This window comes from Ruegeria sp. YTSB088 (assembly GCF_059609825.1).
This window is the reverse complement of record NZ_JBXWMM010000012.1, coordinates 68,039-92,740: the sequence shown is the minus strand read 5'-3', so window position 1 is coordinate 92,740 and position 24,702 is coordinate 68,039. Positions and strand designations below refer to the sequence as shown.

The 24,702-nt window shown below is 57.1% G+C and carries 32 protein-coding genes; 14 read left to right on the top strand and 18 right to left on the bottom strand.

Translation table 11 applies throughout. The features are described 5' to 3' along the window. Positions 1–29 precede the first annotated feature (29 nt). Positions 30–1,079 carry a ferrochelatase gene (gene hemH, locus AC2FFA_RS18000; protein ID WP_496852620.1) on the top strand — a complete coding sequence of 350 codons (1,050 nt, stop codon included), beginning with the start codon at positions 30–32 and terminating at the stop codon, positions 1,077–1,079. 72 nt (positions 1,080–1,151) lie between these two features. On the opposite strand, the gene AC2FFA_RS17995 is transcribed toward hemH, so the two are convergent. After that, positions 1,152–1,334 (bottom strand): hypothetical protein, encoded by a 183-nt coding sequence (locus AC2FFA_RS17995; protein WP_117870963.1) that lies wholly within the window; start codon positions 1,332–1,334, stop codon positions 1,152–1,154. Positions 1,335–1,473: 139 nt separating this feature from the next. Continuing rightward, positions 1,474–2,073 (bottom strand): L,D-transpeptidase, encoded by a 600-nt coding sequence (locus tag AC2FFA_RS17990; protein WP_496685907.1) that lies wholly within the window; start codon positions 2,071–2,073, stop codon positions 1,474–1,476. Positions 2,074–2,242: 169 nt separating this feature from the next. Between AC2FFA_RS17990 and dalA the strand changes: the two genes are divergently transcribed. Continuing rightward, on the top strand, positions 2,243–2,758 hold the full coding sequence (dalA, locus tag AC2FFA_RS17985) for a divisome-associated lipoprotein DalA (RefSeq protein WP_117872899.1): 516 nt from the start codon (positions 2,243–2,245) through the stop codon (positions 2,756–2,758). A gap of 58 nt (positions 2,759–2,816) precedes the next feature. Here dalA and ptsN read toward each other — a convergent pair whose 3' ends face one another. The 7 genes from ptsN to AC2FFA_RS17950 all read right to left on the bottom strand — a co-directional run bounded on the left by ptsN (position 2,817) and on the right by AC2FFA_RS17950 (position 7,599). Next, the gene (gene ptsN / locus AC2FFA_RS17980) at positions 2,817–3,281 is read right to left on the bottom strand and encodes a PTS IIA-like nitrogen regulatory protein PtsN (RefSeq protein WP_117872900.1); all 465 of its coding nucleotides are present in this window, start codon (positions 3,279–3,281) and stop codon (positions 2,817–2,819) included. Positions 3,282–3,339: 58 nt separating this feature from the next. Next, complete coding sequence (hpf, locus tag AC2FFA_RS17975) at positions 3,340–3,903, bottom strand: ribosome hibernation-promoting factor, HPF/YfiA family (RefSeq protein WP_117870967.1); 564 nt, start codon at positions 3,901–3,903, stop codon at positions 3,340–3,342. Between the two features lie 252 nt (positions 3,904–4,155). Next, the gene (gene lptB, locus AC2FFA_RS17970; protein ID WP_299900130.1) at positions 4,156–4,914 is read right to left on the bottom strand and encodes an LPS export ABC transporter ATP-binding protein; all 759 of its coding nucleotides are present in this window, start codon (positions 4,912–4,914) and stop codon (positions 4,156–4,158) included. Then, positions 4,914–5,405, bottom strand: coding sequence for an LptA/OstA family protein (locus tag AC2FFA_RS17965; RefSeq protein ID WP_299637141.1), 492 nt, complete (start codon positions 5,403–5,405; stop codon positions 4,914–4,916). Before AC2FFA_RS17965 ends, lptB begins: the two co-directional genes overlap by 1 nt. Before the next feature lie 3 nt (positions 5,406–5,408). Then, positions 5,409–6,008: an LPS export ABC transporter periplasmic protein LptC gene (lptC, locus tag AC2FFA_RS17960; protein WP_496852619.1), complete on the bottom strand. Its 600-nt coding sequence runs from the start codon at positions 6,006–6,008 to the stop codon at positions 5,409–5,411. Positions 6,009–6,019: 11 nt separating this feature from the next. Beyond that, positions 6,020–6,988: a KpsF/GutQ family sugar-phosphate isomerase gene (locus AC2FFA_RS17955; RefSeq protein WP_496852618.1), complete on the bottom strand. Its 969-nt coding sequence runs from the start codon at positions 6,986–6,988 to the stop codon at positions 6,020–6,022. After that, the gene (locus tag AC2FFA_RS17950; protein ID WP_496852666.1) at positions 6,985–7,599 is read right to left on the bottom strand and encodes a ribonuclease D; all 615 of its coding nucleotides are present in this window, start codon (positions 7,597–7,599) and stop codon (positions 6,985–6,987) included. Before AC2FFA_RS17950 ends, AC2FFA_RS17955 begins: the two co-directional genes overlap by 4 nt. Positions 7,600–7,732: 133 nt before the next feature. Between AC2FFA_RS17950 and AC2FFA_RS17945 the strand changes: the two genes are divergently transcribed. The 8 genes from AC2FFA_RS17945 (at position 7,733) to AC2FFA_RS17910 (ending at position 14,901) form a co-directional block, all read left to right on the top strand. After that, positions 7,733–7,990 carry a metal-sensing transcriptional repressor gene (locus tag AC2FFA_RS17945; RefSeq protein WP_117870976.1) on the top strand — a complete coding sequence of 86 codons (258 nt, stop codon included), beginning with the start codon at positions 7,733–7,735 and terminating at the stop codon, positions 7,988–7,990. 3 nt (positions 7,991–7,993) lie between these two features. Next, positions 7,994–9,313, top strand: a complete 1,320-nt coding sequence (locus AC2FFA_RS17940) for an MFS transporter (protein WP_496852617.1) — start codon at positions 7,994–7,996, stop codon at positions 9,311–9,313. Positions 9,314–9,365: 52 nt separating this feature from the next. Beyond that, positions 9,366–9,794, top strand: a complete 429-nt coding sequence (locus tag AC2FFA_RS17935; RefSeq protein WP_496675185.1) for an Lrp/AsnC family transcriptional regulator — start codon at positions 9,366–9,368, stop codon at positions 9,792–9,794. 73 nt (positions 9,795–9,867) lie between these two features. Continuing rightward, the gene (locus AC2FFA_RS17930; protein ID WP_496852616.1) at positions 9,868–10,566 is read left to right on the top strand and encodes a transglycosylase SLT domain-containing protein; all 699 of its coding nucleotides are present in this window, start codon (positions 9,868–9,870) and stop codon (positions 10,564–10,566) included. Between the two features lie 69 nt (positions 10,567–10,635). Then, positions 10,636–12,663, top strand: coding sequence for a flagellar biosynthesis protein FlhA (flhA, locus tag AC2FFA_RS17925; protein ID WP_496852665.1), 2,028 nt, complete (start codon positions 10,636–10,638; stop codon positions 12,661–12,663). Further along, complete coding sequence (locus AC2FFA_RS17920; protein WP_496852615.1) at positions 12,660–13,433, top strand: flagellar biosynthetic protein FliR; 774 nt, start codon at positions 12,660–12,662, stop codon at positions 13,431–13,433. The genes flhA and AC2FFA_RS17920 overlap by 4 nt, the downstream gene beginning before the upstream one ends. Beyond that, the gene (flhB, locus tag AC2FFA_RS17915) at positions 13,430–14,518 is read left to right on the top strand and encodes a flagellar type III secretion system protein FlhB (RefSeq protein ID WP_496852614.1); all 1,089 of its coding nucleotides are present in this window, start codon (positions 13,430–13,432) and stop codon (positions 14,516–14,518) included. The genes AC2FFA_RS17920 and flhB overlap by 4 nt, the downstream gene beginning before the upstream one ends. Continuing rightward, entirely contained in the window at positions 14,515–14,901 is a 387-nt protein-coding gene (locus AC2FFA_RS17910; RefSeq protein ID WP_496852613.1) for a hypothetical protein, read from the top strand. The genes flhB and AC2FFA_RS17910 overlap by 4 nt, the downstream gene beginning before the upstream one ends. Positions 14,902–14,934: 33 nt before the next feature. On the opposite strand, the gene AC2FFA_RS17905 is transcribed toward AC2FFA_RS17910, so the two are convergent. Genes AC2FFA_RS17905 through AC2FFA_RS17865 form a run of 9 tightly spaced genes read right to left on the bottom strand, consistent with a single transcriptional unit; the run spans position 14,935 to position 19,479 of the window. After that, complete coding sequence (locus AC2FFA_RS17905) at positions 14,935–15,441, bottom strand: flagellar basal body-associated protein FliL (RefSeq protein ID WP_496852612.1); 507 nt, start codon at positions 15,439–15,441, stop codon at positions 14,935–14,937. 9 nt (positions 15,442–15,450) lie between these two features. Beyond that, complete coding sequence (gene flgH / locus AC2FFA_RS17900) at positions 15,451–16,182, bottom strand: flagellar basal body L-ring protein FlgH (RefSeq protein ID WP_496852611.1); 732 nt, start codon at positions 16,180–16,182, stop codon at positions 15,451–15,453. Beyond that, positions 16,182–16,598: a flagellar basal body P-ring formation chaperone FlgA gene (gene flgA, locus AC2FFA_RS17895; RefSeq protein WP_496852610.1), complete on the bottom strand. Its 417-nt coding sequence runs from the start codon at positions 16,596–16,598 to the stop codon at positions 16,182–16,184. The genes flgH and flgA overlap by 1 nt, the downstream gene beginning before the upstream one ends. After that, positions 16,598–17,383 carry a flagellar basal-body rod protein FlgG gene (gene flgG / locus AC2FFA_RS17890; protein WP_496852609.1) on the bottom strand — a complete coding sequence of 262 codons (786 nt, stop codon included), beginning with the start codon at positions 17,381–17,383 and terminating at the stop codon, positions 16,598–16,600. Before flgG ends, flgA begins: the two co-directional genes overlap by 1 nt. Before the next feature lie 21 nt (positions 17,384–17,404). Then, positions 17,405–18,115 carry a flagellar hook-basal body complex protein gene (locus AC2FFA_RS17885; protein WP_496852608.1) on the bottom strand — a complete coding sequence of 237 codons (711 nt, stop codon included), beginning with the start codon at positions 18,113–18,115 and terminating at the stop codon, positions 17,405–17,407. Then, positions 18,115–18,387, bottom strand: a complete 273-nt coding sequence (locus AC2FFA_RS17880) for a flagellar biosynthetic protein FliQ (RefSeq protein WP_496852607.1) — start codon at positions 18,385–18,387, stop codon at positions 18,115–18,117. Before AC2FFA_RS17880 ends, AC2FFA_RS17885 begins: the two co-directional genes overlap by 1 nt. A gap of 4 nt (positions 18,388–18,391) precedes the next feature. Then, entirely contained in the window at positions 18,392–18,682 is a 291-nt protein-coding gene (fliE, locus tag AC2FFA_RS17875; protein WP_117871007.1) for a flagellar hook-basal body complex protein FliE, read from the bottom strand. A gap of 12 nt (positions 18,683–18,694) precedes the next feature. Continuing rightward, on the bottom strand, positions 18,695–19,081 hold the full coding sequence (gene flgC, locus AC2FFA_RS17870; RefSeq protein WP_496675207.1) for a flagellar basal body rod protein FlgC: 387 nt from the start codon (positions 19,079–19,081) through the stop codon (positions 18,695–18,697). A gap of 11 nt (positions 19,082–19,092) precedes the next feature. Next, on the bottom strand, positions 19,093–19,479 hold the full coding sequence (locus AC2FFA_RS17865) for a FlgB family protein (protein WP_117871011.1): 387 nt from the start codon (positions 19,477–19,479) through the stop codon (positions 19,093–19,095). A gap of 105 nt (positions 19,480–19,584) precedes the next feature. On the opposite strand from AC2FFA_RS17865, the gene AC2FFA_RS17860 reads away from it, so the two are divergent. The 4 genes from AC2FFA_RS17860 (at position 19,585) to flgK (ending at position 24,700) form a co-directional block, all read left to right on the top strand. Beyond that, positions 19,585–20,904: a FliI/YscN family ATPase gene (locus tag AC2FFA_RS17860; RefSeq protein ID WP_496852664.1), complete on the top strand. Its 1,320-nt coding sequence runs from the start codon at positions 19,585–19,587 to the stop codon at positions 20,902–20,904. 85 nt (positions 20,905–20,989) lie between these two features. Continuing rightward, the gene (locus AC2FFA_RS17855; protein ID WP_496852606.1) at positions 20,990–21,829 is read left to right on the top strand and encodes a flagellar motor protein MotB; all 840 of its coding nucleotides are present in this window, start codon (positions 20,990–20,992) and stop codon (positions 21,827–21,829) included. 91 nt (positions 21,830–21,920) lie between these two features. Next, complete coding sequence (locus tag AC2FFA_RS17850) at positions 21,921–23,216, top strand: flagellar hook protein FlgE (RefSeq protein ID WP_496852605.1); 1,296 nt, start codon at positions 21,921–21,923, stop codon at positions 23,214–23,216. Between the two features lie 32 nt (positions 23,217–23,248). Then, on the top strand, positions 23,249–24,700 hold the full coding sequence (gene flgK, locus AC2FFA_RS17845; protein WP_496852604.1) for a flagellar hook-associated protein FlgK: 1,452 nt from the start codon (positions 23,249–23,251) through the stop codon (positions 24,698–24,700). The last annotated feature ends 2 nt before the right edge of the window (positions 24,701–24,702 follow it).

The following is a 24,702-nucleotide window of genomic DNA, read 5'->3' as shown; positions in this document are numbered from 1 at the left end:
TCGGAACACGATAACTCAGGAATGCCCACATGTTTGATGCCACTCGCCCCGCTCATGCCCCTGCCGACCACCCGAAGGTCAAGATGGGCCGCGTTGGCATTTTGCTGGCCAATCTGGGAACGCCGGATGATTACACCTACTGGCCCATGCGCCGCTATCTGAACGAGTTCCTGTCGGATCAGCGGGTCATCGACTATCCGAAGTGGAAATGGCAACCGATTCTTCAGGGGATCATCCTCAGCAAACGGCCGTTCAGTTCGGGTGAAGCCTATAAATCGATCTGGAATCACGAAAAAGGCGAAAGCCCGCTGATGACGATCACCAAGGACCAGACTGCCAAGCTGCGCGACGCGATGCAGAATCGTTATGGCGATCAGGTGATGGTCGATTTCTGCATGCGCTACGGCAACCCGTCAACAAAGTCCAAAGTGCGCGAGATGGTTGCCGCGGGCTGTGACCGTATTCTGTTCTTCCCGCTTTACCCACAATACGCGGGCGCAACCACGGCCACCGCCAATGACCAGTTCTTTCGTGCACTGATGGATGAGGCCTGGCAGCCCGCCTCGCGAACCGTACCCGCCTATTTCGACCAACCCGCCTATATCGACGCCTTGGCGCAATCCGTTGAACGTGCTTATGCAGCGGCGGAGACAAAACCCGATATTCTGGTCTGCTCGTATCACGGGATGCCGGAACGGTATCTGCAACAGGGTGACCCCTATCATTGCCAGTGCGCCAAGACGACACGGCTGCTGAAGGAACGGCTGGGATGGTCAGACGATCAACTGGTTTCAACGTTCCAGTCACGATTCGGCCCCGAGGAATGGCTGAAACCCTATACAGTGGATCATGTGGCGGATTTGGCCAAGCAGGGCAAAAAGAACTTAGCGGTCATCGCGCCGGCATTCTCGGCCGACTGCATCGAAACGCTGGAAGAAATCAACGAAGAGATCAAGGAAAGCTTCGAAGAAGCGGGCGGCGAAACCTTCACCTATATTCCATGCCTAAACGACGACCCGGCGCACATAGCTGCATTGGGCACGGTGATCGAATACAATTTGCGCGGCTGGCTGGACTGACCGGCACAGCCTTGGGAAAACAAAAAAGGCGGTGGATTGCTCCACCGCCTTCTTCGTGAATTCCGCGTCGAATTAGCTTGCAGCAACAGCAGCAGCAACAACGACCAGCAGGATCAGCGGCAGCAGGATGCCCTGCGACGAACCCTGAGTTTCTTCTACAACAACAGGTGCTTCAACAACCGGCTCTTCCAGGTTACCTGCATAAGCGGTCGAAGCAGCAGCAGTCAGTGCAGCAGCGAGAACGAGTTTCTTCATATTAACCTCCAGAATTTGCGCAGTTCCAATGCCCGGAACCGCACATCTAAGACTTACCTCGTGGTTTTTTCTAATCAGCATTGGCGCTGGAATGCAATTGCAACTTGACCGGTAAGCAGGTTCCCACACGAAAATGTCGTCAAATTAGCAACACTTGCGTGCCGACCTTCGTCATCGAGAACAGCTCAGCAATGTCTTCGTTGAACAGACCAATACAGCCATTCGACGACCGTCGCCCGATTTTGCGCGTATCGTGCGTTCCGTGAATACGGTAGTATTTCCAGCCCAGGTACAAAGCGTGTGTTCCCAGCGGGTTATCAGGACCCGGAGGGATATGGTCAGGCCATTCCGGGTTTCGCTTTTTCATCGATGGCGTCGGGGACCAGCTGGGGCCTTCTACCTTGCGAATAACGCTGGTGCGACCGCGGCGGGTCATTTCCTCGGTCAGCGGAACCGATGACGGGTAGAGTTTGTATACGGATTGATCATCTGACCAATAATGCAGCGCGCGCGACACGGTATCGACCAGAATGGCTCCGTTTCTGGTGTTCGAAAAGTACGGCTGCCAATCCAGCGCCCGAAAACCCGATACGTTCCGGCGCACGGATGCCTCGGGCTCGGGTGCGGGACGCAGCGGATCACCGGGGATGTATTGCGCCAGTGCCGGGGTTGCCAGCGTCGCGGTAGCCCCTGCCAGAAAACCTCTGCGTGTGGACGAGTGAATGCGCTTTTTGACCATGACAACGGGTCCTGTGTTTAGATGAGGTCTGAAATCTATGACATTCTATTGCCAGAATGCTTCAGTCGCAAATCAAACCGGCAGAATCACGCAAGTTTAGGCTATTGCGCGTTTGCTCAGAACTGTCAGGCGCGCTATGCCCTGTATTGACACAATAATCAGGTCGATCATGACGCGCATCGTTTCTTTACTCTTGACTTGCTTTGTCGCGCTAGCGGCATGTACAGACACCGGCACCACAACCATTGGTGCGGACGGCCGCCCGCTGCCAACGGTTTATAAGATTCGCGGCAACCCGGAAAAACTGCAGTTTCGTATGGTTGATTCGGTCAATGCCCTGCGACAGGCCCAAGGTTTGCAGCCTGTCCAGCTGAACGCGCAGCTGAACGCGGCTGCGGCGACTCATTCCAAGGACATGGCCCGGCAGAACCGGCCCTGGCACTTCGGGTCGGACGGGTCCTCTCCGATTGATCGGGCTGCACGGGTCGGCTATTTCGGCACGTTCCTCGGTGAAGCCATTTCCGAGACCTATGAAACCGAAACGGAAACCCTTGCCGCGTGGATGCAGGAGCCCGGGCCGCGTGCAGTCATCATGGACCCCAAGGCCACTCAGATGGGGTTCGCCTGGCATCAGGAAAACGGCGGCAAAATCTGGTGGACGCTGGAAATGGGTACTGGCGGCTGATGCTGAATATGGATTCAATGAATAGGCCCCCGATTTTCGGGGGTCTTTTTTTTGCAGTTTATGCCGCTTGCATAGATTGTGCTTCGGTTAGGATCGCATAGAGTTTGACCGGATCAGGGTTTGCCCGAAGCTTGGTGCACACCGAAGTGTCCCTCAGCGTGCGCGACACAAGGGCCAGCGCTTTGAGGTGATCGACCCCGGCCTCTTCCGGTGCAAACAGTGCAAAGGCAATGTCTACGGGTTGACGATCCACCGATCCGAAGTCGATGGGCTTTTCCAGCATGACGAATACGCCCGAAACCGAATCAAGCTCGGGCAAACGCGCGTGCGGAAGCGCCACGCCATGCCCCACGCCGGTTGGGCCCAGGCTTTCCCGCTCAAGCAGACAGTCGACGACTGCCTGAGAATCGAGGCCCAGATTAGCGGCCGCGACATCGCCGATTTCCTGAAACAACCGCTTCTTGCTGGAAGCGGCGGACAATACACGTACTGCTTCGGGCTTCAGTATGCTCGAAAGCTCCATGATAACGCTCCATGGCACAGCACCCGCCTCGGCGGGTGCGGCGCCGTATTCCTGCCTGTCAAGGATCAATCCAGCCGATGTTACCGTCTTCGCGACGATACACGACATTCAATCCATCCTTGTTCTCATTTCTGAACACCAGCACCGGGGCACCGGCAAGTTCCATTTGCATCACGGCTTCACCAACGCTCAAAGATGGGATTTTTGTTTCCATCTCAGCCACAATCATGGGCTGCAGCGATTCGGGTTCATCGGCCGTGTCCGATTCGTCAGAGGCGAGGATATAAGAGGACGCCCCAAAGAGTTCAACCGGTTCGGACCGATCCTTGTGGTGGTCCTTCAAACGACGCTTGTAGCGCCGCAGTTGTGTTTCCATTTTGTCGCAGCATGCCTCGAATGCCGCATATATTTCGGTTGCGTGCGCCTTGGCCTGGGCGGTCAGCCCGGTAGACAGGTGCACTGTTGTTTCGCATACATATTCATGCGCTGAACGGGAAAAGACGACGTTGGCATCCGTAGGCCGCTGGGCATATTTGCCCACAACCTCGCCCAGTTCGGTCTGCACGTGTGTCTGCAGCGCCGCACCGATGTCGATCTGTTTTCCGCTGATTTGGTAACGCATGTGATCTCCTTCACAATTCACACCCATTCTGACGTCACGTTACGCGACGAACTTGTTTTTATCGGGTGGGGGGTCGAGACACTTTCCGCGGTTGCCTTAAAACCAGCCCTTCAACGAAGGGACATCGATCTCCAGACTGGAACCGGGTAAATGCCATGGGACAATTGAGGCAAGAGACGACGGAAGAGTCAATCAAAACAGGTGTGTATATACGCGATTTCCGTCATGCATCCGGCGCAGGCCAACACAAGCCTATGAAATACGGAAGTTTTCGCCCAGATAGACCCGGCGTACATTTTCGTTCTCGACGACTTCATCCGGTGTGCCGGACATCAGAACCTGCCCGTCATGCAGAATGTAGGCGCGGTCGACAATTTCCAGCGTTTCCCGCACGTTATGGTCGGTGATCAGAACACCGATTCCTCGTTTTTTCAGGTCGGCAACCAGATGCCGGATATCGCCGACACTGATCGGATCAACGCCTGCAAACGGTTCATCCAGCAGAAGGTATTTCGGGTCTGCGGCCAAACACCGCGCAATCTCAACGCGGCGACGCTCACCGCCGGAAAGGGCAAGGGCCGGCGCGCGGCGCAGGTGTTCAATCGAGAAATCCGACAACAGCTCTTCCAGCCGTTCTTTCCGCCTGTGTGCATGAGGGACAGTGATGTCCAGTACCGCAGCGATATTGTCCTCGACGCTCATGCCGCGAAAGATCGACATCTCCTGCGGCAAATAACCAATGCCCATCCGCGCGCGCCGGTACATCGGCAAAGTCGTAACGTTCTGGCCATCTATCGTGACTTTACCGGCCTCAGGGAAAACGAGCCCGGCCACGGAATAAAATGTTGTGGTTTTACCCGACCCGTTGGGTCCCAACAGGGCAACGACTTCGGACCGGTCCAGCGTCATCGAGACGTCGCGGATCACCGTTTTTTTCCGGTAAGACTTCCGCAGCTTCTCAATTCGCAGCCCGGAACTGCCTTCGGCCACTGACAGGTTGGGTCGCGCCATCAATTGTTTCCCTGTTGAAGGATCGTTTTGACGCGTCCGGTCATTGTGGCTGTGCCCGTCGTAAGATTGGCGTTCATCTGGTCGCCGCTGATGATGCTGGGGCCTTGCGTCAGCAGGACATTACCCTTCATGACGATCACACCGGAATCGATTGTGTATTCTGCCCAATCGCCTTCCGCCGCATCCGGCGGGCTGACCAGAACAACATTCTCGGTGGCTTCCATCCGTTCGATGGCCGAGCGTTCCTCGTTATAAATCACCAGAACCCGTTCGGCAGTAAGCCGCATTTCGCCCTGAACTACGATGACATTTCCGAGGAATTCGGCAGACCCGTCCTCCTGATTGACGTTCAATGTCTCGGATGTCACCTCGACCGGAAGGCTCGGGTCGGCATTAGCAGAACCAAAAGCCACCTGCGCCTCTTGCGCAGTTGCGGGAACGGCACCTGCAACCAGAGCCAGGCACAAAGGAACAAATCGAAAATCGAACACAGGTTATCTTTCTGCTTTTTCAGGCTCGTATACCAGCTTCACACCGTCTGTAAAAACAATATGGACCGGTTCGCCCTTTTTTTCAGCCCCGAAGGTCATGCGTCCGGCGGAAAAGTTGCCGATCGGCCCGGTTCCATTTACCCGCCCCGGAGTGTCGCCCCGGATTTCGTCCAGCGACGTGTTGAGCAGATCCGTTGTGACCTTAATACCGTCGGCGGTTGTAATTACCACATCGCCAACGAAAGTTGCCCTGCCCTCATCTGGGCGGATCAAACCTGAATTGGAGTCCAGAAATATCGTTCCGCCACTGAGAAGCCCCAGACGCCCCCGAAACTCGGATGCGGTCGGGGTTTCGTCTTCGCTGCCCTGCTTTGCTTGGGTGGCCTCGATCTGAACATCTTCGCCTTTGCGGGTTGTCCCGCGATATTTCGGCTGAGTGACCACCTGCTGCGCCAGCCGCTCGTCAATGTCTTTCTCAGCAAATGGCACCGTCACGTTGGTTTCGATGCTGCGGGACAGTAGGAATACTGTGGACAGCATCAGAATGGCCGCAAGCGGCAACAGAACCTTCAGGAACTGTACCATGCGGGAATACCTGTCCACTTCAGTCTCCCTCAGCCCAGACCGACGCGCAGGCAGTCGTGGATATGCAGAAGGCCCAGGGGCTGACCTGATGAAGCCTCGTCAACCACGAACAGAGATGTGATTTTGCGATCATTCATGATCGCCACCGCCTCTTCGGCCAATGCGCCCGGTGTTATGGTGGTCGGGCTGGCCGTCATGACCTGCTCGGTCGTTTTATCCAGAAGACCGTCCATGTGCCGGCGCAAGTCACCGTCAGTAATGATACCCGACAACTGCCCCTGCGCATCCGTTACACCGGCCACGCCGAAACCCTTTTGGCTGATTTCGATCAGCGCATCGCTCATCGGGGTGTTCGCTGCGACCAGAGGCAGGGCGTTGCCGGTATGCATCAGGTCACCCACTGTGCTCAGCCGCGCTCCCAACTTGCCGCCGGGGTGGAAGGCACGGAAATCCTCGGGGCGGAAATCGCGATACTTCATCAACGCAATGGCCAGCGCATCGCCCATGGCAAGAGTCAGCGTCGTAGAGATCGAAGGTACCATGCCAAAACCGCAGGCCTCACCCATTGATGGGATCAGCAAATGCACATCCGCCTGTTTCATCAACGTGCTTTCTGGCTTGCTGGAAAGCCCGATCAGCGGAATGCCAAAGCGGCGCGTAAAGGCCAGCAGGTTGGCCAGTTCAGGCGCTTCGCCGGAATTCGAAATCGCCAGCACCACATCGTCTTTGGAAACCATCCCCAGATCGCCATGGCTGGCCTCGGCCGGGTGCACGAAATAGGCAGGCGTTCCGGTACTGGCCAGAGTGGCGGCAATCTTGTGGCCGATATGGCCCGATTTTCCGATACCACTGATGATGATGCGCCCGGTGGCTTTCAGGATCAGATGCACGGCCTCGGCAAAATGTTCGTCAAGGCTGTCGGACAGAACGTCCAGCGCACGGGCTTCATCGGTGACGACCTGGCGGGCGGTTTTCAGAAATGCTTCGGTATCGGTCATGAGTGCGCAAAAATATCCGTTTCGGGCCAACCGGCGAGGTCCAGTTTCGCACGCATCGGCAGGAAATCAAAACAGGCCTGCGCCATCTCGGTCCGGCCCTCGCGCGCCAGCCGCTTGTTCAACTCGTCCCGCAGGCGGTGCAGATAAAGAACGTCCGAGGCCGCATAGTCCAGCTGCGCATCCGTCAGGATTTCAGCGCCCCAATCGCTCATCTGCTGTTGTTTCGATATATCCACGCCAATCAGTTCCTGACACAGGTTCTTCAACCCGTGCCGGTCGGTGTATGTGCGCACTAGCCGGCTGGCGATCTTGGTGCAGTAAACCGGTGCGGCCAAGGCGCCAAAGGTGTGATACATCGCGGCGATGTCGAACCGCCCGAAATGGAACAGCTTCAGGACATCGGGGTTTTCCAGCATGGCACTCAGGTTCGGGGCCTCGGTCTGGCCCTTGTCCACCTGGATGATATGGCTGTTTCCGTCACCTCCTGACATCTGGATCACGCACAGGCGGTCGCGATGCGGGTTCAGCCCCATGGTTTCACAGTCAATGGCCACAACCGGGCTCAGATCCAGCCCATCCGGCAGATCGTTTTTGTACAAATGGTTCGCCACGCGACTATTCCTTTGTGCGATATCGCCCCCGAGATAGGCGGTTTGGTCCCCAAACTCAACGCCGTCCAAAAGTTGCGGGCCATTCAATGCCAAATCCTTGACCTTATCCCCATCGGGGGGATATGGATAAGCCATGTCAAATCACGCCCACCAGTCACATCCACAGATCACGGCCCGGCTGAAGCGGGCCCATGGGCACCTGGCCAAGGTCATTGCCATGCTAGAGGGGCAGGCTCCCTGTTCGGACGTCGCACAACAGCTGTTTGCTGTTGAAAAGGCCGTCACCAATGCCAAACGCGTTTTGATTCATGATCATATCGAACACTGCCTGTCCTCTGACGACGATGGTAGCGGGATCGAAGATTTCAAAGCGATCACAAAGTACCTCTGAGCCATGCTGAGTATTCTGAGAAACCGCACCTACCGCCACCTTTTCGCGGCCCAGATCGTCGCCCTGACCGGAACCGGGCTGGCCACGGTCGCCCTTGGGTTGCTCGCTTTTGATCTGGCCGGGAATGCTGCGGGCCTTGTCCTTGGCACGGCACTGACGATCAAGATGGTGGCTTACGTCACCGTTGCCCCTCTCGCTGCTGCATTTGCCGAGCGTCTCGATCGGCGCAAGATGCTGGTCGTGTTGGACCTGATCCGCGCTGCTGTTGCAGTGTGCCTGCCGTTCGTAACCGAAATCTGGCAGATCTATGTGCTGATCTTCGTGCTGCAATCGGCCTCGGCAGGCTTCACACCCGCCTTTCAGGCAACGATTCCGGATGTGCTGCCGGACGAAGCAGAATACACCCGTGCATTGTCGCTGTCGCGTCTGGCTTACGATATGGAAAGCCTGCTGAGCCCAATGTTCGCCGCAGCATTGCTTCTGTTGGTCAGCTTCAACAGCCTGTTCTGGGGCACTGCGCTGGGTTTTGTTGCATCGGCAATGCTGGTTGTCTCGGTTGTGCTCCCGTCACCCAAACCAAGCAAACCCCGCGGCATCTATGACCGCACCACACGTGGCATTCGTATCTATCTGAAAACACCCCGGTTGCGCGGGCTGCTTGCTCTCAGCTGGAGCGCGGCCGCGCTCAGTTCGATGGTGATCGTCAATACCGTGGTCATCGTGCGCGCCAATCTGGGCCTCTCGGAAAGCGCCGTGGCCATTGCCCTGGCCGGGTTCGGAGGCGGATCAATGCTGGCGGCCTTTACCTTGCCCCGCCTTCTGGATCGGATCGAGGACCGTCGGGTCATGGTCGCCGGCGCCGTTTTTGCCACAGGCTCCATGGCCGTCGCCGCGATGCTGGCCGCAACTGTTCCCATGTCGCTCGGTCTGCTGACCGTGTTGTGGGCACTTACCGGTTTTGGATACTCCACCACACTTACACCTTCGGGCCGCCTTTTGACCCGGTCGGCCCATCCCGAGGATCGCCCTGCCGTCTTCGCCGCGCAGTTTACCCTGTCGCATGGTTGCTGGCTGGTTCTTTACCCGCTGGCGGGGTGGCTGATGACCGTGTTTGGTCCGACCGTGACACTCAGCAGCATGGCGACGCTGTCCGTGGCGGGCGTCGTCGGTGCAATCAGCCTTTGGCCGCGCCTCGATCAAGAGCCGATCACCCACGATCACCCCGACCTGCCGCCCGATCACCCGCATCTGGCCGGGTCAGGCCCACACGCGCATCCAATCATCATCGACGATCTGCACCCGCGCATCCCACGCGAACCTTGAGCAAGGGCTTCTATCTGATCTAAACCCGGAATGACCACGAACCGGAGCCCCAATGGACCAGCTTGACCGTCGCATCATCGCCGCCCTGCAGGCCAATGCACGCGCCTCGACCACGCAGATTGCGACCACGCTGGGTGTCGCCCGGACAACCGTGCACGAGCGAATCAACCGGATGGAACAGCGCGGCCTGATCGAAGGGTATTCCGTGCGTCTCGGGTCCACGGAAGACACACCGAAAGTGCAGGTCATCGTCATGCTCGAGGTACAGCAGAAGGAAACCACCCGGATCATCAGGCGGCTCGAGGCCTACCCGGAGGTCAAACTATGCCTTTCGATCAACGGAGAATTCGACCTTATGCTGTCGGCAGAGGCGCCCAGGCTGGAAGATCTGGACATTCTGGTCGACGACCTGGCGAAGATTCCCGGTGTCCTGCGCACCAATACCAGTGTCGTGTTCGGGCGCAGGATCGACCGAAACTGAAACGGCGATAACTCTCTGTAAACCGATCGTTGGCTAGCTTGGCCGGGATAGATCAGAATCCCGGACCGGCAGAATGCCAAATCAAAAGATCTCGCTTGTTCTCATGTTGTCGCATGTGCTTTTGGCACAGGCAGGATTTGCCATGCCAGATGCCAAAGCCGGTGACCTGTGCGATCAGGCCGCGCGCCGCGCCGCTCTGTCCGAAGGCGTGCCCTTGGACGTGCTGCGCGCCATCTCGCGCGTTGAAACCGGGCGCGCACTGGACGACCGGTTGCAGCCCTGGCCCTGGACGATCAATGTCAACGGTCAGGGGTACTGGTTCAAGTCCGAGGTCGAAGCCAAGGCCTACGTGTTCAAAATCTTCAAAACAGGCAAGCGTAGCTTTGATGTGGGCTGTTTTCAGATCAATTATCGCTGGCACGGGAAAGCCTTCCGTTCGATAGACGCGATGTTCGATCCCGATGAGAACGCAACCTACGCCGCCCGGTTCCTGAATGACTTGCATGCCGAGCTTGGATCGTGGCCCGCGGCCGCGGGGGCATATCATTCCCGCACGACATCCCTTGCCGAAGCTTACAAAGGGCGATTTCAAACGGTGCTGGCACAGCTCGAAGGCACGTCCCAAACCCGGGTTGCGGCCACGCCCCGCGATCCGTTCACCGGGGCCGGTCTCCCCTTGATCCCGATGCAGACCGCTACGCCCCACACCGGGGTGCTGGGGTCTCTGGTGCCAGCCGCAGGCACCGCAACCGCGTTTATCGCCTTCAATTAGGAGTTTCGCGTGCCCAAGATCGACATCCGGTCCCTGTTTTCACCAACTGTCCTGCTGGCGATTGCGCTGATGACGGTCATCGTCATGATGATCCTGCCCATGCCAGCCTGGGTTCTGGACGTGGGGTTGGCTACCTCCTTTGCGCTGGCGATCCTGATCTTTACCCTGACACTGTTCATTGAGCGCCCACTGGATTTTTCGTCTTTCCCGACGATTCTGTTGGCGTCTCTGATGTTGCGCCTGTCGTTGAATGTATCGTCGACGAAACTGATTATCGGGCAGGGGCACACCGGCCCGAATGCGGCAGGAGACGTGATCGAAGGTTTTGCCAGTTTCGTCATGGGCGGCAGCATTTTTCTTGGCCTGGTGGTGTTTGGCGTTCTGCTGATCGTGAATTTCATGGTCATCACCAAAGGCGCTGCCCGCATGGCCGAAGTTGGCGCACGCTTTGCCCTTGACGGAATGCCGGGCAAACAACTTGCGATCGACAGCGACATGTCCGCCGGGGCAATCGATCATCAGCAGGCCAAGGAACGGCGAGAGCTGGAACAGCAGGAGACGACATTCTTTGGCTCTCTCGACGGTGCGTCGAAATTCGTGAAGGGAGACGCCGTCGCCGGGCTTCTGATTACACTGCTAAACCTCGTTATGGGCCTGGTCATGGGCGTTGTCGTGCATGGAATGCCCGTGGCCTCGGCGTTCGAAACCTATGCGATTCTGACTGTTGGCGACGGGTTGGTGTCCCAAATCCCTGCAGTTATTATTTCTATTGCTTCTGCCCTGCTGCTGGCACGGGGCGGTACGCAAGGGGCCACAGACAACGCCATCTTTTCTCAACTTGGCCGCCACCCGGCAGCATTGTCTACCGTCGCGGTGCTTATGGTTCTGTTCGCGCTGGTGCCCGGCCTCCCTTTTCTGCCATTCATCCTCGGCGCAGCAATACTGGGATTTGCGGCCTACAGTGTTCATCGAAAGCAGCGAGTCACAGAGGCATTAACAAAGCTGTCTTCGACAGAAACCGAAACGCCAACATCCCAAGCCATCGGAGACATTCTGGACCTGGATGATGTCCATCTGGAGTTCGCCCCGGATCTGGTCAGCATGGTTCTGAATCCGGGCACCGGGTTGGACGCCCGTATTGCCAATATGCGCACTTATGTGGCGTCGACCTTTGGCCTGATACTGCCCGAGATCCGCTTAACTGACCGTGCCGACCTGCCGAACGGAACGTATGTGATCAAGGTTCAGGGTGTCGAACAGGCGCGCGGTGTCTTGCATCCCGATCTGATCCTGGCGCTCGTGCAGGACGGTTTTGACCTGTTACCAGAGGGCAATGACGTGACCGAGCCGGTCTATGGTGCTCCAGCACGCTGGATCCTGCCCAAAGATCAGGAGGACGCCGCGCTGAATGGTGCCACTATAGTCTCACCACCCGAGATTCTTGCCACCCATCTGCTGGAGATCATCAAACGAAACTTCTCGCGCCTGCTGACCCTGAAATCGCTCCGTCGCCTGCTGTCCGAAATGACTCGCCTGAGCGACCCGGTACGCGCCGAAGCCAACCGCAAATTGCTGGATGAACTGATCCCCGACAAAGTGCCGATCGACACCTTGCACGCAGTTCTGCGCCTGCTGCTCGACGAACGTGTGTCAATCCGCAACATGGCGCTGATCCTTGAAAGTGTTGCCGAAGCGCGGCTGACCACCACTCAACCCGAAGGCATCTGCGAACTGGTGCGTCAGCGTCTTGGCTTTCAGTTGGTCGCGGATATTAAGCGCGAGGATGGCTCAATCCCTCTGATCCAGTTGGCCCCTGAATGGGAGGACACATTCGCCTCTTACCAGATCGACGCCCCAAATGCCGGCGTGGATGTCGCGCTGCCCCCGAACCTGTTCAACAAACTGGCCGACGGTGTTGTAAGCAGCATCGCAAAATCCGCTGACAACGGCCTGTTTCCAGCCGTCGTGACCTCGACCCGGCGCCGTAGGTTACTGCGCACAATCATGCAGGCGCGCGGCGTGTCCAACCCGGTTTTGTCCTTCGAAGAAATCGGGTTGGAAGCCAAGCCAGCTTTGGTCGGAACTGTTGCCGCGTGATCGCCCTGCCACCAGAAATGCTGTCTCAGCTTGCCGAAACAATCTGGCAGGCCTTCGTTGTGTTTCTGCGTGTCTCTGCTCTTGTCTCGATGCTTCCAGCTTTCGGTGAACAAAGTATCCCGACACGGGTTAAGCTTGGTGCTTCTGTTGCTTTCACCCTGATCATATTGCCCGCTGCGCCCGCCGTCAGAATTGACCCCAGCCTGTGGGTGACCGTGCGACTGGTCGGGACCGAAGTTCTGATCGGGCTTGTCCTTGGGATAGGCTTGCGCCTTTTCGTTCTCGCACTGCAAACCGCAGGGTCCATTGCGGCTCAGTCAACGTCATTGTCGCAATTGCTGGGCGGCGCGGCGGCCGATCCGGTCCCCGCTATGGGATATCTGCTGACCCTGGCAGGGCTGACACTTGCGGCAATCATGGACCTGCACGTCCGGGCCGCACAGTTTCTGATCCAGAGTTACGCGTTGTTTCCAATAGGATTGGCACCCGGAGCTGCGGATGTGTCACGCTGGGGTTTGCACCAGGTCGCAAACAGCTTTGGGCTGGCTTTTGCACTGGCAACGCCATTCGTCATCGCTTCCTTGATCTATAACTTGGCCCTTGGGGTCATCAACCGGGCGATGCCGCAGCTGATAGTGGCCTTCGTGGGTGCTCCGGCGATTACCTTTGCTGGGCTGTTCCTGCTGTTTGCAGGCACACCGCTGATCCTTTCCGTGTGGGCTGACGCGCTGATCGCCTTCTTCACCAACCCGATGGGAGCGCAGAGATGAGCGCAGGTGATGACGACAGCGACAAGTCATACGAACCGACATCACAAAAACTGCTGAAAGCACGTGAGAAAGGTGAGGTTCCCAAATCCAATGACCTGTCGGTTGTGGCGGCATATGCCGGGTTTCTGATCGCCCTTCTGACGGTCGGGCAATACACCGTCGAGCAAATGGGCACGGTGTTCATGGTTCTGATCGACCAGTCCGACGAACTCTCGCGGCTTCTGACGGCAGGGCCTTCGCATGCTCTGGTTGCAGGGGTTTTGAAGAGTGCCCTGCTTCCGGTGGCATTGCTGTTCTGCCTTCCCGCTGCGGCTGTTCTTCTGAACTTGATCGCCCAGCGCGCGCTGATCTTTGCCCCAAGCAAACTGAAACCAAAACTTTCGCGTATCTCCCCGGTTTCAAATGCCAAGAACAAGTTTGGGCGTGGCGGCTTGTTTGAGTTTGCCAAAAGCACCGCCAAGCTGTTGATCTACGGCACCTGTCTTGCGCTTTTTCTCAAAGCCAACCTAACCGAGATTCTGTCGACCAGCGCGGCACCGGCAAAGTCATCCATTCTGCTGATGATGAACCTGCTGTTTCGCTTTCTGTTCATCGTTATCGCAGTCGCGCTGGCCATCGGGGTTGTCGATTTCCTTTGGCAATACGCCGAGCACATGCGCAAGAACCGTATGTCGCGCAAGGAAATTATGGATGAAACAAAGGATGCCGAGGGCGACCCCCATGTCAAACAACACCGGCGCCAGCGTGCACAGGAGATTGCTACCAACCAAATGTTGGCAGATGTTCCCAACGCGGATGTTGTGATCGTAAACCCCACGCATTTTGCTGTGGCGCTGAAATGGACACGGGTTGCGGGCAGCGCCCCGGTTTGTGTTGCCAAAGGTGTGGACGAAGTTGCCGCCACCATCCGCTCTGCCGCAGGAGAGGCTGGTGTCCCGATCCATTCAGACCCTCCCACAGCACGTGCGCTTCACTCGACCGTGGATATCGGTCAGGAGATTGCCGGAGAGCACTATCGTCCTGTTGCCGCCGCGATCCGGTTTGCCGAAGCAATGCGAAAACGCGCAAAGGAGCAAGTTCGATGAAACACACTCAGCTACCTGACTTGGAAAAAGTAACCAACGCCGCGTTTCAGAAGCATTTCCAGGCACTGCGACCGATCCTTGAGGCCGAGGCTCGGATCCAGCAAAAACTTGCCAGATTGGACAGTCAACTCAATCAGGCGCGCCAAGACAGCGCCAAGATCGAAGGCTATCAGGTTTCAGGGACCGACGTTCTCTGGAATGGCTGGGAGTCCGCGACGCGGAGACAATTGAACCTGCAACTTGCCCGAATGCGCGCGCAGAAACTTGCCGGAATGGCAGCTTTACGTACAGCTTTTGGGCGAAAACAAGCCGTAGAAGCATTGCGGATGAAAGTTCAGCAGGCTAACCGAAAAGCGAAGGCTATAAAACACTTCGGGCAATAGCTCGATCGGCCCGAAATATCGGGCCAATTAGCGTCAGCTATCTTGTCGGTTTACACTCAGAATCAGCACTTTGGACACGTCTTCACCAAATTCTTTGCGCGCTACTTCCAGCAAGGAATTCCGCAATACGTCCAGGTTCCCGGATTCTGTAAAAGCCCCGTCAAAACCACCCATGTTTGCATGGTCAAAAAGAACCTGAAGAAAGCCATCTCTAAGTTTAGGCTCGATTGCAAAATAGGTTTCTGTAATGGCCGGGTTCGCCTCAAGGCTCAGCGACAGCGTTACCATGGCTTCGATCTGGTCGTCTTTCACAACGGGGACGACGAATTGCTTGGTCATTTTCAGATACCCGAAGCCATCTCCCTTATCTTTTTTCTTTGACTTACCTGACTTTTTATCAACCGCCTTGACCTCTTTGACCGCTTCTTTTGCAGAAGCGGCACTTTCAGGATTTTTCGCAGGAGCAAGAACCAGACCCGCGCCAATACCCGCACCAAGCCCGACAATCAAAAAAAACACAGGTATCAATTTCGCGATCACGATCTCACCTCAGAATGGCAAAAGTGGATCAAGAACTTGCTGGCCATAACGGGGTTGCTGGACATCCGTTATCTGCCCTCTGCCGCCATACGACACCCGTGCCGACGCGATTTTGTCATAGGTGATTTCATTTTGCCGCGAGATGTCCTGCGGGCGGACGTATCCTTCCACAAGAAGCTCTCTTAGTTCGAAATTGACCCGCAACTCCTGAGATCCCTCTATCGAAAGAACTCCGTTCGGCAACACATCCAGCACTGTTGCGGCAACACGTAGAGTCAGCTTTTCGTTTCTCCTGACCGATCCCCGTCCAGAGCTTGAAGAATCCGCCTCAATCGAAACGGCTTCATCCAGCGATGCGCCCTCGGGCAAGTTCTTCTGCACACGCTGAGGCAGGCCGAAGAGGCTGGGAACTTCAAGGTTCTCGGACCCAGATCTGGATCGTCTGGTGTTGTTCGAGATTTCAGCTTTTTCATCCAGTTCGATGACAACGGTCAGGATGTCTCCTTTCTTGATCGCGCGCTGGTCGCCTAGCAGCGAATGCTGCCCGCCGCTCCACAAAGAGGACCGGTCAACATTTCGCTGGGGTTGCGTATGCAATGGCAAACCCGGCCACAACATTGCAACCTGTTCCGGGGAGTCTTCGTTTGGAGTGAAACTTGGCGGTTTGCCCAAATGATCCATTCGATGACAAGCGGACAAGACAAAAGCCGTAAGGAGAAGGGTTTTTGACAATCCGTGCATCACTTTACCTCGATTTGACCGTCCGGGCGGATTCGGCCTGTTACGGTTGTTCGGGACGAAAGGTTCATGACACGAATGCGATCCCCCGCTGCGCCACGCCCCAGGGCTCGGTCCTCTGTGGTGATCGACAAAGGTTGGCTGCTGAACACCAGCACAACCAGATCGTTTCGATCGACGATGGCAGGCGGCCCAACATCGGAGTCACGAATTGGACGACCGGGGTAGAGCGCCACTCGGGCCTCTTGTCCGATCAAACGGTCAGGATCGGAAATTGCATCGGCAATATCCGTTGGTTTAAACTCGAGATCGGCCGCGGAAATGACTTCCTTGGCCCGGATCGTACGTGTCGAAACCACAATGTCAGCCTGAGCGGCAATTGGCGCCATTAGCATCAGAGTAAATAAAAGACGTCGCATCACCGCACCTGCGTTGTCGCACTCATCATCTGGTCCACCGCCGTGATGACTTTGGCATTCATCTCATAGCCGCGTTGCGCTTCGATCAGCTCAGTAACCTCGCGCACGGCGTCGACCGAGCTGTCTTCCAGATATCCCTGCCGCAAAATTCCCAGACCATCTTCGCCCGGAGTGCCCAGAACCGGAGCGCCAGAGGCTTCGGTTTCCTTGAACAGATTGCCTCCGACGGCTTCCAGCCCTTTGGCGTTCGAGAAACTGGCCAGAGCAAACTCCCCAAGCAACTGACCTTCGGGAGAGTCGTCAAAATATGCATAGACCTCACCCGACGCATTGATCGAAACAGAACGGGCATCATCAGGAATGGTGATTTCGGGTGAAACCGCAAACCCGTCCGAAGTGACGATCAGACCTTCTGCCGACCGTTTCAGGCTGCCATCGCGCGTATAGGCGGCCTGACCGCTGGGCAGGGTCACCTCGAGATAGCCACGACCTTCGATCGCCACATCCAGATCGCTCCCGGTGGCCGACAAGGCGCCTTGCTCCAATTGCACTGTCACCGCTGCCGGTCGCACGCCCAGTCCCAGTTGAATACCCGTAGGCAGAACCGTTCCGTTCGATGCGTTCACAGTGCCGGCCCGGGCCATCTGCTGATAGTGCAAGTCGGCGAATTCCGCCCGCCGGGCGTTGTAGCCGGTGGTGTTCATATTCGCCAAGTTGTTCGAGATCGTCTCGACCCGCATCTGTTGCGCTGTCATCCCGGTGGCCGCAATTTTAAGGGCTCGCATGTCTAACTCTCCTCATCCAATTCAGCGCATCAGCGCTTTGAGTGCGCCACGCACGCGCTCATCTTCACTCTCGAGAAAACTTTGCCCCAGCTCATAGGCGCGCTGGATTTCCACCAATCGGGTCACCTGCTGAATGGCGTTCACGTTTGACCCTTCGAGAAAGCGATGCAAAACAACCGGCTCATCGACCGGATCAATTGCGCCATAAGTACGGAAACGTGTGTTCCCTTCGCGTGCAAGTTCGCTCGTGTCGGCGACGTTGAAAACGCCCAGCTGACCCAGAAGTTGACCATTCACACTCAGCGTTCCGTCGCTGCCGACATCGATTGACGCGGCATCAGGCGGGATAAACACGGGGGCGCCATTGGCATCGAGCACACGTGCGCCATCCATTGAAACCAGATCGCCATCAGCATTGGGAGAAAAGCTGCCAGCCCGCGTCAGTCGGTTGCCATCCTGGGTTTCGACCATGAAGAACCCGTCGCCTTCGATAGCGAAATCAAATTGCCCGCCGGTTTGCGTAAGCACACCCTGTTGCATCGACGTATTTCGCGCCTCGGCCCGGCTCATGGAGAGGGAGGGGCTGTTCGGCACAACCTGAATGAACTCTGAGAACACTAACCCCTGCTGGCGATAGCCGGTCGTGTTGGCATTTGCGATGTTGTTCGCAACCAGGCGCATTTCATTCATCAGCCCGGACTGGCGGGACAAGGTGACATAGGCGGTGTCCATCAGTGACCTCCTGCAATCAATGGAACAAGCGTTCCGGTGAAAAACATAACCAGGGTCTGAGTCATGAACCCCATCGAGATCCAGAACACGACGACGATGGCGATCAGTTTGGGAACGAAGGTCAGCGTCATTTCCTGTATCGACGTCAGCGCCTGAAGCAGACCGACGATCAGACCCGAAACCAGAGCAACCGCCAGAATCGGAACCGATGTGATGACCGCGATCCAGAGGGCCTGACGCACGATGTCATAGAAAAGACCTTCGCTCAGCATGGTATCAGACCGGCATCCGCAGGATTTCCTGATAGGCCTCGACCACCTTGTTGCGAACGATCACAGCTGTCTCAACGGCCAGTTCGGTCTGTGCCAGCGCCTGCACAAGCGCGTGCGGGTCGGCTTGCCCGACCATCGCGGTCTGCGACATCTGCTCGCTGTGTCTCAGCGTGGATGCAAAGTCCTGAAAACCTGCCTTCAGTCCCTGCACCATGCCCGAGTGATCGGGGTCGGCTTGGGTTGCAGGACGTGCACCGGCATAATTCTGCGCGGCGGTTAAGGATCGGATGTCCATTCTGGCTGTCCTTTATTTTCTGAGCAATTCCATCAACGACGACGACATTTGCCGTGTTTGATCGAACATCTTGAGGTTGGCTTCATAACTCTGCTGCGCCTCGCGTGCGTCAGCGATTTCGATCATCAGATCGACATTCGATCCCTGATAGTGACCACTGGCATCTGCCATCGGGTGGCCGGGGTCGAAAATGCGGGTCAGGTCGCGTCGATCAAGCTTTACACGGCCGGCTTGCACCACGTTCTGACCATCTTTTTCGATGGTCTCAAACGGCACTGTCTTGCGTCGATACCCGGGCGTATCCGCATTCGATATGTTTTCGGACACGTGGCGCAGCCGGGCTGCCTGCGCACGCAGGGCGCTGGCGGATGCAGCCAATGAGTGGGAAAAATCGCTCATCCTCGGCCTCCTTATCCACGTCCCAGACTGGTGCGAAGGATGTTCATCGAGGATTTGTAGATCGCCAACGCGCGGTCGTGCTGTCGTTTTACCTCGACCGATTTCAGCATCTCTTCTTCAAGCGATACGCCGTTGCCATTTGGATCACCCGACGGAGCGGCCTGGTGCTCTGCCCAGGGCTGCGCACCCGTGCCGCCGTGCAGATGACCACGCCGCGTGGCCACCATGGTCACTTCGCGTCCTGAGGTTTCAAGTGCTTTATGGAAGGGCTCAATATCGCGCGGCTGGTAGCCCGGCGTATCCGCATTGGCCATGTTGCGCGCAATCACCGCCTGCCGTTGCCCGGCATGGGTTGCCATTGCGTACGCGGTCTTAAGGACGTTCAAGTCATAGAACATCGGGGCTTCTCCCTCGATCAATTTCAACCAAGGCTTAACCCCGATTCCTTTAGAAACCGTTTTCAGAACCCAATTGGAGAACCTAAGATGTCCGATCTCGACCCGATGCTTCTGAAACATGAATTCGATCGGATGACTTCGATCCGCCACGTGGGTCTGGTCAGCGGCGTCGCAAAAGGGTTGATCGAGATCAGTGGCCTCAACGAACATGCGCGAATCGGAGACTTGCTTGCATTGCGGCGGCGCGCGGGGCCCGATCTGGCCGGTGAAGTGCTGCATGTGTGTGCAGACCATATCCATATGATACCGGGTGCCGCCCCGGATGGTGTCAGCCTCGGGGATCGCGTGTATCTCGATCCCTCGCCGGGATTCGCGCCCGCATTGCACTGGCTTGGGCGCGTCCTTGATCCGTTTGGCAATCCGCTGGACGGAAAACCCCTGCTGAACGGGCCACAGGATCGCGATATCATGCAGGCACCCCCGCCTGCGGTGGCGCGCAAGCCATTGGGAAAGCGGATGGCCACCGGACTATCCGTTCTCAACACCATGCTGCCGATTGTGCGCGGTCAACGCGTTGGGCTGTTTGCGGGATCGGGTGTGGGGAAATCAACGTTGCTGTCGACGCTGGCGCGCTTCATGCAGGCTGACGTGGTTGTGGTGGCTCTCGTCGGCGAACGTGGGCGTGAAGTGAACGAGTTTGTTGCCCGCGCTATCGGTCCAGAAGCCATGAAGCGCACTATCGTGGTCGCCGCAACGTCCGACCAGTCTGCATTGGCGCGCAGACGGTGCGCGTGGTCGGCCATGTCAGCGGCAGAGTTTCTGCGGGATCTGGGGCTGAACGTTCTGTTTCTGGCCGATTCGGTAACCCGTTTCGCGGAAGCGCACCGTGAAATCGCCATTGCCATGGGCGAATCTCCTTCGCTCCGAGGGTATCCACCCTCTGTCACCCCGCTGATTGCCAATCTGTGTGAACGCGCAGGCCCCGGCACGCAGGAGCAGGGTGATATCACCGCCGTGTTCAGCGTCCTGGTCGCGGGTTCCGACATGGATGAACCCATCGCCGACATTCTGCGCGGTGTATTGGACGGGCATATCGTGCTCAGCCGCGAGATTGCCGAACGCGGGCGCTTCCCGGCCATCGACCTCAGCAAATCCGTATCCCGCAGCCTTCCAGAGGCCGCGTCCGAGGCCGAAAACCTGATGATCAACGAAACCCGCAAACTTGTCGGCAGCTACGAACAATCCGAAGTCATGATAAAGGCCGGGCTGTATTCAGAAGGATCAGACCCGCTCTTGGATCAGGCCGTGCGCGTTCATGAGGAGTTGGACTCGTTTTTTAGCAAACCCGACTCCGAAGGGATTGAAAACAGCTTTAACCGCTTATCGCTGACTCTGCGCCGGGCTTCCACTGGCCTGCCGCGTTAGCGAACTCTGAGCAGTTTTAAGTATTAAGGCCGCCTTAAGACCTGCACAGCTATTCAGATAGTCGGGTGATAAAAAGGTGGTGGAGATGGGTGCGCAAACCAATGCGGCGCCAATCATCATCAAGAAGAAGCGTGTATCGGGTGGCGACGGCCATCACGGTGGCGCGTGGAAAGTCGCGTATGCAGACTTTGTTACGGCCATGATGGCCTTCTTCATGTTGATGTGGCTGCTGAACGCAACAACGGAACAGCAACGAAAAGGGTTGGCAGATTATTTTGCGCCAACAATCCCGCTGAGCCCGGAATCCGGCGGCGGCGACGGAGCCTTTGGCGGCGACAGCATGTTGTCTGAAGACACGCTGTTGCGAGACGGTCAGGGTGCCACGACCAGGCACCCGACCGAATCGCATCAAGCCCGTGGTTCAATCGGAGTGAATGCCGAAGGCGGCGGCAAAGGAAACAAAGAAGACTTCACTACGTTGGAGGCGCAACTGCTGGGGCGTACCGGTGAAAGCGAGGTCTCGGACAAACTGCTCAAGCATATCGTCACACGGGTCACCGATGAAGGTTTGGTGGTGGAACTGTTCGACACCGACGATCAGGCATTGTTCGAAGCAGACTCTGACAAACCAACCAGCTTTCTGCGGGCCCTGGCCCTGATCATCGCCCGGGCCTCGGATCTTGTTGTCAATTCGATGGCTGTCGAAGGGCATGTCAGTGCGTCTCCGGTTGTGCAGGCGCGCAACACAGCCTGGAATCTGTCCACCGCCAGGGCACAAACATTGCGTCAGTTACTGCAGGACAAGGGCGTTGAGGCACAAAGGATGGATCGTGTTACGGGCCATGCAGACAGAGAATTGTTATCCGACAATCCCATGGCTGCGCGAAACAACAGGATAGAAGTGATCTTCCTGCGCCAACCCTGAACTATAGAGCGCATTTTACATGTTAGCGCGCTGTTAAGGGGCTGTGCGTTACCTGTTGCACCAAAGACGGACGCAACAGAAGGGCGCACCCATGACCATTTCCTCTTCGCTCAATGCCGGTGTGGCGGCGCTGAAAGCCAATGCCAACAGGCTGGCGACGATATCCGACAACATCGCGAATTCTTCGACCTTTGGGTACAAACGGGTCGAGACGGATTTTCATTCAATGGTCACGTCCGGTCAGGGTGGCAGCTATTCGGCAGGCGGCGTGCGGACGACAAGCCAGCGCATGGTTGATCAGCGCGGGCCTCTGGTCACAACCAGCAACTCAACTGATCTGGCAGTACGGGGGCGCGGCATGTTGCCTGTGCGCCCCAGCTCTCAGGTCGGGAATAACTCGAACGAGATGTTGCTGACAACAACAGGGTCATTCCGTACCAATGAAGAAGGATATTTGGTCACCGAATCTGGCCTTGTTCTTCTGGGATGGCCCGCTGTACCAGATGGCACTATTCCACCGGTTTCGCGCGACACGCCTGCTGCGCTTGAACCCATTCAGCTGAGTGTCAACCAGTTATCGGGCGCGCCCACCACGCAAATGAACCTGCGTATGAACTTGCCGGCCACGGCGACAGATGCGGGTGCTCCGGGGGACGCTCAACCTTTGTCGGTTGAATACTTCGACAATCTCGGCAAATCCGAGAGCATCGATATTGAGCTGATCCCAACTGTTCCCGCATCCGGCAGCAGCAACGAATGGACCATGGTCTTGCGTGACTCGGCCTCGGGCAGCGCGATCATTGGGGAATACACGCTGGCCTTCACCGACAACCGAACGGCTGGCGGCACCTTGGCTAGCGTCACACCTGTTTCTGGCGGTGCTTATGACCCAGCAACGGGCAGTGTCATGGTCAATGTTGCCGGCGGACCGGTTGAGGTCAATATTGGCCTGATTGGGGATGCAGATGGCATAACCCAATTATCCGACACGTTTGCACCTGTTTCGATCACACGTGATGGTTCTGCCGTTGGCACAATGACCAGCGTTCAGGTCGATGAGAACGGATATGTCCACGCGTTGTACGACACCGGCGTCAGCCGCCGAATGTACCAGATTCCGCTGGCAGATGTCCCCAATCCCAACGGCCTGACCGCGTTGGACAGCCAGACCTACGCGCCATCCTGTGAAAGCGGCACGTTCTTTCTTTGGAACGCAGGCGAAGGTCCTACCGGAGATCTCGTCTCGTTCGCGCGTGAAGAATCCACCACGGATGTGGCCACCGAGCTGACATCCTTGATCCAAACGCAGCGCGCCTATTCTTCCAGCGCCACAGTGATCCAGACGGTGGACGAGATGCTGCAGGAAACGACAAACCTGAAACGTTGATCAAGCTCTGACCTAAAGAAAGGAGCGGCCTCATGAACATGTCGACAGCACTGAATAATGCATTGGGCGGGCTGACTGCGGCCAGTCGCGGGGCCGCTGTGGTGTCCGGAAACATCGCGAATGCGCTGACCCCCGGTTATGCGCGTCGGTCTCTCGAACTTACGACAAGTCCAATATCCGGAAATGGCGTCCGCACCGTTGGCGTGGTCCGGCATCAGGATCCGGTTTTGACCACCAACAGACGTTCGTCTGACGCCGAACTCACCTTTCGATCGGCCATTTCGGACTTTCACTCGCAGTTCGAACAACTGGTGGGGTCTCCTGCCGACGGCCCTTCGCTATCTACCCGTCTATCCTCGTTAGAAAACGCCTTTATCACGGCGGCCAGTCTGCCTGACTCTATCGAACGGCTGGATCAGGTTGCGCGTTCGGCCCGCGATCTGACCAATGAACTGAATGCAGCATCAGAGGGCGTGCGCCAGGCGCGCTCGGACGCAGATCGAAAAATCGGCGCTCAGATCGACAGCCTGAATCAGACTCTGAAAGATATCGAAGACCTGAATGCCAAGCTTCCCGCCATACAGAACTCTGGCGGTGACATCGGTGCCCTGTTGGATCAGCGACACGTCCTGATCGATCAGGTCAATGCCCTGATCCCGGTCAATGTCGTACCTCGCGCCAATGATCAGGTGTCGCTGTACTCAGAAGGTGGGTTGATCCTGCTGGAAGGCAAAGCCTCGGAATTCACGTTTTCTACGACCGGTGAAACAAAGCCCCACATGACAGTGGCAAATGGTCTTTTGTCCGGTCTGGAAATGAACGGCAACCCGGTACGGACAAGCGGAGACAACGCTCAAATCCGCGGCGGAGCGCTGATGGCGCAGTTCACCATCCGTGACGAATTATCGGTTGAGGCGCAGGTTCAGCTGGACACGGTTGCGCAAGACTTGATTGAGCGATTTGAAACGCCGGGTTTGGATATGTCGGTTCTTGCGACAGATCCCGGTCTGTTTACCGATAACGGCAACCGCTTTGATCCAGCATCTGTTGTCGGACTTGCATCACGGATCTCACTCAATTCTACGGTCGACCCTGACAATGGCGGGGACAGTTGGAAACTGCGCGCGGGTCTGGGTGCCGCAACACCGGGTGACCCCGGGCAGGCCGCACAACTGCGCGCGTTCGGGGACATATTAACCGACGCGCGTCCGATACCCGGCGGGCTGTTCGGTACGGGAAACATGCGCGCTGCCGAGTTGACCGAGGCCCTGTTGTCGAAAGCAGGCGCATACGCCCATGCCGCAGATCAGCGCAAGACTTTTGCAAACAGCTTCCAGCAGCAAATGGCGCAGATCGAGGCCGCCCAGGGCGTGGATTCCGATCAGGAACTGCAACGGCTCATGCAGATCGAACAGACATATGCCGCAAACGCCCGTGTCATCTCGGTTGTTGACGAGCTTCTGGAAACTCTTCTGAGGTTGTGACC